The sequence below is a fragment of the Hominimerdicola alba 8 genome (assembly GCF_000178155.2).
GTDB lineage: Bacteria > Bacillota > Clostridia > Oscillospirales > Ruminococcaceae > Hominimerdicola > Hominimerdicola alba_C.
Window position 1 is genome coordinate 1 of record NZ_ADKM02000076.1, and the last position, 8,586, is coordinate 8,586.

At 38.7% G+C, this 8,586-nt stretch carries 12 protein-coding genes and 1 pseudogene; all 13 read left to right on the forward strand.

Features of this window, described 5'->3' with window-relative positions:
• Nucleotides 1–220, forward strand: a pseudogene (locus tag CUS_RS08420) (hypothetical protein); the annotation flags it as partial.
• A gap of 179 nt (nt 221–399) precedes the next feature.
• The gene (locus CUS_RS08425; protein WP_050792214.1) at nt 400–621 is read left to right on the forward strand and encodes a hypothetical protein; all 222 of its coding nucleotides are present in this window, start codon (nt 400–402) and stop codon (nt 619–621) included.
• A 5-nt stretch (nt 622–626) separates the two neighbouring features.
• The gene (locus tag CUS_RS08430) at nt 627–1,223 is read left to right on the forward strand and encodes a YopX family protein (RefSeq protein WP_002849554.1); all 597 of its coding nucleotides are present in this window, start codon (nt 627–629) and stop codon (nt 1,221–1,223) included.
• Between the two features lie 49 nt (nt 1,224–1,272).
• Nucleotides 1,273–1,716 (forward strand): Panacea domain-containing protein, encoded by a 444-nt coding sequence (locus CUS_RS08435; protein WP_037276859.1) that lies wholly within the window; start codon nt 1,273–1,275, stop codon nt 1,714–1,716.
• Nucleotides 1,717–2,356: 640 nt separating this feature from the next.
• Complete coding sequence (locus CUS_RS08445; RefSeq protein ID WP_002849556.1) at nt 2,357–3,142, forward strand: DUF4241 domain-containing protein; 786 nt, start codon at nt 2,357–2,359, stop codon at nt 3,140–3,142.
• The gene (locus CUS_RS08450; protein ID WP_002849552.1) at nt 3,139–3,615 is read left to right on the forward strand and encodes a macro domain-containing protein; all 477 of its coding nucleotides are present in this window, start codon (nt 3,139–3,141) and stop codon (nt 3,613–3,615) included. Before CUS_RS08445 ends, CUS_RS08450 begins: the two co-directional genes overlap by 4 nt.
• A 63-nt stretch (nt 3,616–3,678) precedes the next feature.
• Nucleotides 3,679–3,969: a DpnD/PcfM family protein gene (locus tag CUS_RS08455; protein WP_002849541.1), complete on the forward strand. Its 291-nt coding sequence runs from the start codon at nt 3,679–3,681 to the stop codon at nt 3,967–3,969.
• A 147-nt stretch (nt 3,970–4,116) separates the two neighbouring features.
• Entirely contained in the window at nt 4,117–5,202 is a 1,086-nt protein-coding gene (locus tag CUS_RS08460; protein ID WP_002849543.1) for a DNA-methyltransferase, read from the forward strand.
• Between the two features lie 142 nt (nt 5,203–5,344).
• Nucleotides 5,345–5,824 carry a deoxycytidylate deaminase gene (locus CUS_RS08465; RefSeq protein WP_002849547.1) on the forward strand — a complete coding sequence of 160 codons (480 nt, stop codon included), beginning with the start codon at nt 5,345–5,347 and terminating at the stop codon, nt 5,822–5,824.
• Nucleotides 5,825–5,851: 27 nt separating this feature from the next.
• Nucleotides 5,852–6,226 carry a DUF4313 domain-containing protein gene (locus CUS_RS08470; protein ID WP_002849563.1) on the forward strand — a complete coding sequence of 125 codons (375 nt, stop codon included), beginning with the start codon at nt 5,852–5,854 and terminating at the stop codon, nt 6,224–6,226.
• A gap of 13 nt (nt 6,227–6,239) precedes the next feature.
• Nucleotides 6,240–7,010 carry a hypothetical protein gene (locus CUS_RS20190; RefSeq protein ID WP_002849549.1) on the forward strand — a complete coding sequence of 257 codons (771 nt, stop codon included), beginning with the start codon at nt 6,240–6,242 and terminating at the stop codon, nt 7,008–7,010.
• 13 nt (nt 7,011–7,023) lie between these two features.
• Complete coding sequence (locus tag CUS_RS08480; RefSeq protein ID WP_002849545.1) at nt 7,024–8,106, forward strand: hypothetical protein; 1,083 nt, start codon at nt 7,024–7,026, stop codon at nt 8,104–8,106.
• Between the two features lie 12 nt (nt 8,107–8,118).
• Nucleotides 8,119–8,481 (forward strand): hypothetical protein, encoded by a 363-nt coding sequence (locus CUS_RS08485; RefSeq protein WP_002849558.1) that lies wholly within the window; start codon nt 8,119–8,121, stop codon nt 8,479–8,481.
• Nucleotides 8,482–8,586 lie beyond the last annotated feature (105 nt).

An 8,586-nucleotide genomic window follows, 5' to 3' on the forward strand; every position in this document is an offset into this window, starting at 1 on the left:
CGATCAGGAAATGGCTTTTAAACTTCAGAAGGCTGAAGGATTCTCAGTGGGAAAAGCTGAAGGAAAAGCAGAAGAACGTGAAAACGGAATAAAGATCCTTATCACAACACTTCAGGCGGCAAATTTTACAAAAGGCATGACTAAAAATGTAGTCATAGAAAAGTATCAGCTTACAGAAGATGAGGCTGATAAGTATATGCAGCTTTGCTGGAACGAATAATTGAATTGATCTGATAAGAAAGGCTTTGCTTTATGCAGAGCCTTTTTTGTTTGCTTCAATTATCTTGTATAATAAAAGCGTAGATATTTATTGATAACATGGAGCCGATAAACTCAGGTTATTGATAAATACAACAAATATGCAGAAAAGCAATTAGAAGAAAACCGGGAGGAATCGAAATGAAGAACTTAACGAAATCAGAAAAACTCAAAAGGAAAACAAGTGACCTATACTTCAGTAACGGCAAACCGAAAAGAAAGTACATGATGTGCCGTGACCCTTCCTATATAAGGGAAGTCGTTCGCATTAATGGAAGGTACGATTTAAACTGGTGCTGTGCCGGGCTTAGTTGTCCTTTCTATTGTATGGGCTGCGATGATAAAGGCAGAGAATGGGAGTAATAATTATGGATATATTAAAGATATTTAACACAACAGAAGATGAACTGAAACTGGCTAAGGCTCTTTCTAAAGTTAATCAGTACCTTGCAAATGAAACAGAACAGGGAACAAAGGTCGGATTCGAGTATAACGGTCAGTTTATCAGCAATATCTTTCTTGATGAAACGGAACATACGGAGCTTACCTTTGAAGAGGCTGTTTCAAAGTACGGAACGGAAAATGTCAGAAAGTTTTATCACGATGTTCTGAATGATTATGATGTATGGCTGGAAGCTGAGAGGCAGGAAAAAGAAGAACTTATCAGAAAGTATACAGGATTGACTGACAGCAACGGTAAAAGGATCTTTGAAGGAGATACAGTCTCATTCTGCGGCATGGAAGGCGAAGTTGTATTCTGTGCCGGAGCGTTCGGGATAGCTACAAAAGAAACCATCGACTATGACCAGCTCTGCCGTGAGATAGCTGAATGGTGCGGAGCAGATAACACTGAACATTTTTCGTACTGTGACAATTTCATATCATTCTGGGAATTGATATGGAATTTCGGTCATGATGAAAATTCCTGTCCTTCGGTGACTGTGATAGGAAATAAAGTAAACTAAGGATATCTATAAGAGTTTGAAAGTGACTATATTGAAAGGAGAGTGTGTGATGTATAGTGTTTTTAATGTTGCGTCGTATATCTGTAATAGGTATGAGAAAGAGAATGGCAAACGCATTGATGAAATGAAGTTGCACAAATTATTATACTTCGCGCAGAGAGAATCAATTATCCAAACCGGTAAACCGTTATTCGTAGAAGAGTTTGAAGCTTGGAAGTATGGTCCGGCTTTAAGAGAAATCAGAAATCATTACAAGAGTAATGATTTTGACAAGAGATATAATGACGAATCCTTAGATCCTATAATGGATAAGGTGTTTTCGGAGTATTCGCATATTTTTTCATGGAGTTTAAGTATGATTTCTCATGGCGAAGAATCATGGAAACGTGCGAGAGTTGGGATTCCGGAAGGAGAAAATGGGAGTGCGAGGATTTCAACAAGTGATATTTATATTGATGCACAAAAGGTAAAAGAGTATCGTTCTGGAAATTGATATGGAATTACGGTCATGAAGGAAATTCCTGCCATTCGGTGACTGTGGTAGGAAATATAGTAAAAATTGAAAACTGATAATAACCTGTTATTCAAACATCTCTCTTCGGAGGAATCAATGTCTCGCTTCGGCGGGACATTTTTTTATTTGTGTCACACGTGACACAAATAAACGGTGTTTAAACAAAAACGATTTTGTTGTTTTCAATTTTCTACTATAATAACAGCATAGATGTTTATTGATGACCGGAGTAGATAAGTTATCGAAAACACTAAATAATATTATACGGAGGAATTTCAAATGATTTTTTATGACAGAGTGGAATTGAAGCACTATGAGTAAACGCTTTGAGCAGGCGAAAGCCTACACGAAAAAATACAAGGACAAATTGAGTCCTTGCCGCTTCTGTGGCAACACGGATATTCGCATAGCATCAGACCGTGAAAGCGTAATTGCAGGAGCTGACAGAAAAGCCTATGGCGCAGTAAGAGTACAATACCGGAATGTATGGGCTGTTGTGTGTTCTACGGACCGCTGCGATTGTACTCGCAATTTCACCAGTGTTCGCAAGGCGATCGACCACTGGAACGAACAGCAAAAACAAGACCAAAACAGATAATATTATACGGAGAAATTCAAAATGAACGAATTTAAGAATGCAAATAATGAAACATCGGAGGAAAATGATATGAACAACCCTATTATTTCAGATATCAGTGTAACTATATTTTCAAAGAAAACGGAAGATGAACAGTTAAATCAGAAACTGCTAAAAAAGAGAATAGAGATACTTGAAGAACTCGAAATCCACAGCGAACCTTCAGGAGCAGATAACTTCTGGCTTTTCTATGAAGAATATGCTTTCCAAAAAGAAGAACACGACAGGATAAAGGCTATAACAGATAAGTATTCAACTGAACCGGTTCATGTAGAAATGAACTGCCTGTACGATTACATCAAAAGAGGAACTATCACTCTGGATACAAGAGTAAGAGTATCCGACCCTTGTTATGACATGAGGACCTGGTGTGCAGGAAGTCTTGAGAATGTTCTTCCCGGAACATATAACTGCTTTTGTCAGAATACAGGAGAGGGGAGAGTCGCTGCTATCAAGGTAGTACACGAGAGGTACGACCCTGAAGAGTATGAACCTGACGAACTTCAGGACATTGACGTAGGAGTAGATTCAGGTGAATGCGGAATTTATGATGAAGATTATTTTGCAAAAAAATGCAAGGATAAAGAATGGTACGAATCCACATTCGTGCAGAGAGATGCAATGCCTTTAGACGATAAAGCATTCATCAGCAGTTCAGGCTACGGTGATGGTAGTTACGAATGCTTTGCTGCAAGAAATCCCGAAGGAAAGATCATAGCTATAAAGATATTATTTATCAGCTTTGAGGAAGATGAGGAGGAAGAATGATGATCTATAAGGAAGAAATAAGAGATCTGTTTGAAGTTCCCGATGATTACGTCCTAGTCCATTGCATAAGTTCTGACTTTGCTTTGGGTGCAGGGATCGCAAAGAAATTCGCTCAGATGGGCGTGAAAGAAAAACTTATGAAAAACTATCCGAAGAACTGGGAAGGTCATGGATATATGATACCTGTCGGTCTTAAGGATAAAATGGTAGCAAATCTCATTACTAAAGAAAAGTATTGGATGAAACCCACCTATGATACACTCAGGGAAAGTCTTGAGAATTTAAAGAATTGGGTGATTGCTGAAAATTATTTGCCTGGGGGAGATATACGGCCTATAGGAATTCAATGGAAGTTGGCTATGCCACTAATCGGCTGCGGATTGGATAAACTAAAATGGGATAATGTCAGACAGATCATAAAAGAAGTATTTGAGAACACTGATATAGAGATCCTTGTTTGTCTGTACAAATAGTCACTTGAATTCCCTTAAAAACAAACAATAAATATGCTATAGAAATTTACGGAGAAGTTCATTATGAAAGAATTTAATGTAATAATTACAGAAACACTGAGAAAGGTAGTCACTGTCGAGGCTGAAACTGCAGAAGATGCCGAAGAGATCGTCGATGCAGCATGGCATAACAGCGAATACATTCTTGAAGCTGAAGATTTTGATGGAGTCGAGTTCACAGTTCAGAACGAAAAAGACGGAGTGAAGATAGAAGAGATCAATGTTGAAGATAATAGTATAGATACATCGAAAGATCGTCCGTATGATAGTTTGTATGATATGTATTACGATGAATTTGATGATTACGAAAAATAAGATAAACCGATAACTTACATCAAACACTCTTCTTCGGAAGGGTGTTTTTTTATTGGGAAAAATATTCAGGTATAATATAAGCAGGATCGGTTTTAGATAATTGGAGTCAAAAAACTGAATCACTATATAATAAACGGAGGAATAAAAATGACATTGATACAGAAAGTGATCAGACTGCTGAGCGTAAATCATAACGGTCTGACGACAAAAGAATTATACGAAAAATTACCTGAATATTCTCCTACCGGTATAAGAGGAGTTATTTCCAGATATTTGAGAACAACAGAAACTCCTGCTTTTGAAAGAAAAGAAGCAGGAGTCTTTGTTTTAATTGAAGTAATAAAGGCAGAAAAGAACGAAGAAGGTGTAAGCCTCAGTTACAGAGCATCTTACGAAACACCGGAAAACGGAAGCATTGATTTCTTCTATAAAGATGTGTTTGTAGATAACGAAATGATGGAAGAAGGCGTATATGAGAAGAAAAGAACGTTTACAGATGAACAGGACTTCCTGAATGCTAAGAAAAACCTGCAGGCAGTGCTGGCTCATGCTGATGCTAAGACTATACTGAACAAACTTAAAACTGAGTCCTTTGATATGATACTTACCGATCCGCCTTACAGGGTAATATCCGGAGGAACAGGAGGGAAGAACGCACCAAGAGGAATGCTGAGCAAAAACGACGGAAAGATATTCGATAACAACGACATACAGTTTGATGAATATATTCCCGAATGTTACAGAGTACTCAAACCTGACAGACAGGCGTATTTCTTCACGAATTTTCTTAATCTTCAGCCGCTTATGGAAGCAGTTCAGAGAGCAGGCTTTAAGATCCATAACCTTTTGGTCTGGCTGAAAAATAATGCCACTCCTAACAGATGGTACATGAAAAACTGTGAGTATGTACTGTTCTGCTATAAAGGAAAAGCAAAAGCTATCTCAAATTGCGGGAGCAAGACTGTACATCAGTTTGATAACATAAAGGGTCAGAAGCTCCATGAGACCGAAAAGCCCGTTGAACTGCTTAAAATGTATATAGAAAACTCAACCGAAGAAGGTGATTGGATCCTTGACCCATTTGCAGGCTCAGGTTCGACAATGGCAGCATCACTCCTTTTGAACAGAAAGGTTTTTACGTGCGAGATAGATAAAAAGTACTTGGAAACAATAAAAAACAGGGCAATATCTATCATAAAAAATGGAACAGACGAAAGAGCGCTCTCTGTTTAGTGATTCAGTTTCAGCAGTTCTGCTCACGGCAGAGCTGCTTTTTTATTGGTATGAATATTCAAGTATAATACAAGCAGGATCGGTTTTTGATAATTGGAGTCATTAAAAACTGAATCACTATAATAATTAAGGAGGATAAAAAATGAAAAAACGAATGAACTACATTTCATGGGACGATTATTTTCTCGGTATAGCCGAACTATCTGCTGCAAGAAGCAAAGACCCGAACACTCAGGTAGGGGCTTGTATCGTTTCTGAGGAAAACAAGATACTTTCAGTGGGATACAACGGAATGCCTGCCGGATGTAATGATGATGAGATGCCCTGGGGTAGGAAAGGGGACTTCCTTGATACTAAGTACCCTTTTGTCTGCCATGCAGAACTTAATGCTGTTTTGAACAGCAACCACGACCTTAAAGGGTCAAGGATCTATGTATCACTTTTCCCATGCAACGAATGCGCCAAAGCAATAATCCAGAGCGGCATAAAGGAAGTTATTTATACATGCGACAAATACGCAGATACAGACGGAACAAAGGCTTCAAAGATGATGTTTAAGATGGCGGGTGTAAAAACTCGTCAGATAAAGCAAGAACATCTTGTAAAGATATTGCCGATATGATCAAAAAAATAAAAGGAGTTTTCGATTATGGAAAAAATATTCACACTCAAAACAGAATTCGGAGCAGAAAAGGTCAAATTCGCAATCAGCGAATATCTCGAATCATTTATTCCCGGCGGTGGACTTTATCTGGGTCTGATGAGCTGGGACGAAGAGTTGGGATGCTGGACCTCGTACTGTGATGTGTCTACTAATCTTCCGGAAACAAGTTTTCTTCACGTTCCGCCTGAGAATGCCATCTATATAAGAGATGACAAATACTGGTATCCTGCTTTGAAAGAGATACTTACATCTGAAAAGCTGGCGACCCCGACAAACAGAAAGCTGAGATCCGGATATTGCACTTATGACGAATGGATCCTCAGCGATAAACTCAAAGAGATCGCTGAGGAGATCGAATAAAAAGGAGAATAAAATGGCTGATTGTAAATATTGTAAAGGCGGCAGTGTAATGCTCGGTAAAACGACCGACACAAAGTTGTTCATTGATACAGGAACTGAGGGTAAGTCGAGAACATTAGTAACCGAATGTACACCTTGTCCCGATAATGCGAACTGTGGTTTGCGGGGCGTTCCCGCCAGAGCCGCATTTCTGATAAATTACTGCCCGATGTGCGGCAGAAATCTGAGAACAAAGACATCAGAAACAAAGACAACAGAAATAAAAGCAGGAGAACATTTTACCTATAAAGGGATAGATTTTGTCTGCCTTGAAGTATTCGATAAGGAAGTTTACGGACGCAGAGCAGCACTTGCTGTGACCGCTAAGATAATAAAATCAATGGAGTTTGCCGAAAAGTTTGAAGATGGCTGCAACGACTGGCGAAGATCAAAAGTCAGAGAGTGGCTCAACGACGAGTTCCTTGCTATGCACATAGCAAAGGAAGATGTTTTGCCGCAGATTTCTGACTTGGTAGCAGATAACGGTGACAATGCCTATGGAACATCGGAAGACCTTGTTACACTTCTTAGCTACGATCAGTACCGCAAGTACAGAAAGCTGATGCCTAAGTTCAACGGATGGGTATGGACGGTGACTCCGTTGTATCCCCACACCGGCAACGCCCACAGTGTACGTGCCATCAATCCGTCAGGTGAGTTGAGCTACAGCATTACGGCGTACAGTTTAGGTGTCGCACCTGTTTGTCTATTTGATCTTGACGAACTCAATTTAACTAATAAATAAAAGGAGAAAAATTATGTTTACTAATCAAAATAAAATAACAGAAATGCTTGAAAGCCTGGACAAAGAAATAATCAAAAGATCATTTATCGAAACTTTCTTCGGCAAACAGGATCCTTCAAAAGGTTATCAGCTGAGATCAATAACCATTCTGGAAAAAGGAGCTTTAGCTGAAGTATATATAAAAGACAGATCAAAAAGAGATAATGATGAACTCAGAGACGGTGATCTTGTACAGTTCCATATTACAGAGGAAGATAACTGTTATGCTGTAAGAACTGACAATGAATATGAAGCGATAGCAAGAGAAAGAGAAAGTAAAATGGAAACCATTTATGATGATGGTATCCTTACAGAAAAGATACAGAATGATCATCAGAATTATTATAAAGTGAAGAGTTATGATGAAGAAAATGCCGTTGTTATTTGTAATGTTTTTGAAATTATCAAAGCTCGGCGCTATCATAAACACATAGTAAAAGAAAACGAAGAATATCCGCTTGAGCATTTTTTGAAAATTACAAGACAACTTACCGAAGAAGAAAATGAAACGCTCCTGAATATAACACCGGAAATTAAAGCAGGAAAAGCTTTTATCTATAAAGGGATAAAATTTATCTGTCTTGAGGTGTTCGATAAGGAAGTATATGGAAGAAATGCGGTGCTCGCAGTAACAGCAGAAATAATCAAAACAATGGAGTTTGCTGAAAAGTACGAAGACGGCTGCAACGACTGGAGAAAATCTAAAGTCAGAGAGTGGCTTAATGGCGAGTTCCTTGCTATGCACATATCGAAGGACGATGTTTTGCCTCAGACTTCCGATTTGACAGCAGATAACGGTGACAATGCCTATGGAACATCGGAAGACCTTGTTACACTTCTTAGCTGCGATCAGTATCGTAAGTATAGAAAACTGATGCCTAAGTACGATGATTGGGTATGGACGGTGACTCCGTATTCCTGCGACATCGGCTACGCCCGCAGTATGCGTTACGTCTATCCGTCAGGTGAGTTGAGCAGCAGCGATGCGACGTTCAGTCTCGGTGTCGCACCTGTTTGCCTATTTGATCTTGACGAACTCAATTTAACTAATAAATAAAAGGAGAAAAATATGTTTATTTACAGGAACGGTGAAGGAATCAAACTGACAAATAAGGAAATAGCTGATATAGCTTCATATTATCACGAGGAAGATATATCTGAAGCTATAAGGGAAGAACTTATAGAAAAGCTCAGCAGCTACCTTGAGGAATATTATAAGAAGAAGACCTGTATCGAAAAGTCAAATCTCGACGATCTTTATGACGTTATTTACGATGTCGTAGCGGATCGGGTCAACAATAATGATGAGATCGTAAGCAATTATATCAAGAAGAACGACAATGAAGAAGAAAAGTATTTTTCAGACATCTGCGAAGATGACGATTATTCGATCCGTGAAGAGATCGAACGTACAATGATGATCAGCTTTTAAAAAGAGTTTTCCTCTGATATAGTGATCAGACAAAGAGCTTGCTTTTATGCAGGCTCTTTTTTTATCTGAATTGATTTTCTTATATAATTACAGCATAAGTAATTA

Coding starts and splice junctions, on each gene's coding strand:
- CUS_RS08445 (WP_002849556.1), top strand. CDS start 2,357: ATGAACGAATTTAAGAATGCAAATAATGAAACATCGGAGGAAAATGAT.
- CUS_RS08480 (WP_002849545.1), top strand. CDS start 7,024: ATGTTTACTAATCAAAATAAAATAACAGAAATGCTTGAAAGCCTGGAC.
- CUS_RS08460 (WP_002849543.1), top strand. CDS start 4,117: ATGACATTGATACAGAAAGTGATCAGACTGCTGAGCGTAAATCATAAC.
- CUS_RS08435 (WP_037276859.1), top strand. CDS start 1,273: ATGTATAGTGTTTTTAATGTTGCGTCGTATATCTGTAATAGGTATGAG.
- CUS_RS08455 (WP_002849541.1), top strand. CDS start 3,679: ATGAAAGAATTTAATGTAATAATTACAGAAACACTGAGAAAGGTAGTC.
- CUS_RS08470 (WP_002849563.1), top strand. CDS start 5,852: ATGGAAAAAATATTCACACTCAAAACAGAATTCGGAGCAGAAAAGGTC.
- CUS_RS20190 (WP_002849549.1), top strand. CDS start 6,240: ATGGCTGATTGTAAATATTGTAAAGGCGGCAGTGTAATGCTCGGTAAA.
- CUS_RS08430 (WP_002849554.1), top strand. CDS start 627: ATGGATATATTAAAGATATTTAACACAACAGAAGATGAACTGAAACTG.
- CUS_RS08485 (WP_002849558.1), top strand. CDS start 8,119: ATGTTTATTTACAGGAACGGTGAAGGAATCAAACTGACAAATAAGGAA.
- CUS_RS08465 (WP_002849547.1), top strand. CDS start 5,345: ATGAAAAAACGAATGAACTACATTTCATGGGACGATTATTTTCTCGGT.
- CUS_RS08425 (WP_050792214.1), top strand. CDS start 400: ATGAAGAACTTAACGAAATCAGAAAAACTCAAAAGGAAAACAAGTGAC.
- CUS_RS08450 (WP_002849552.1), top strand. CDS start 3,139: ATGATGATCTATAAGGAAGAAATAAGAGATCTGTTTGAAGTTCCCGAT.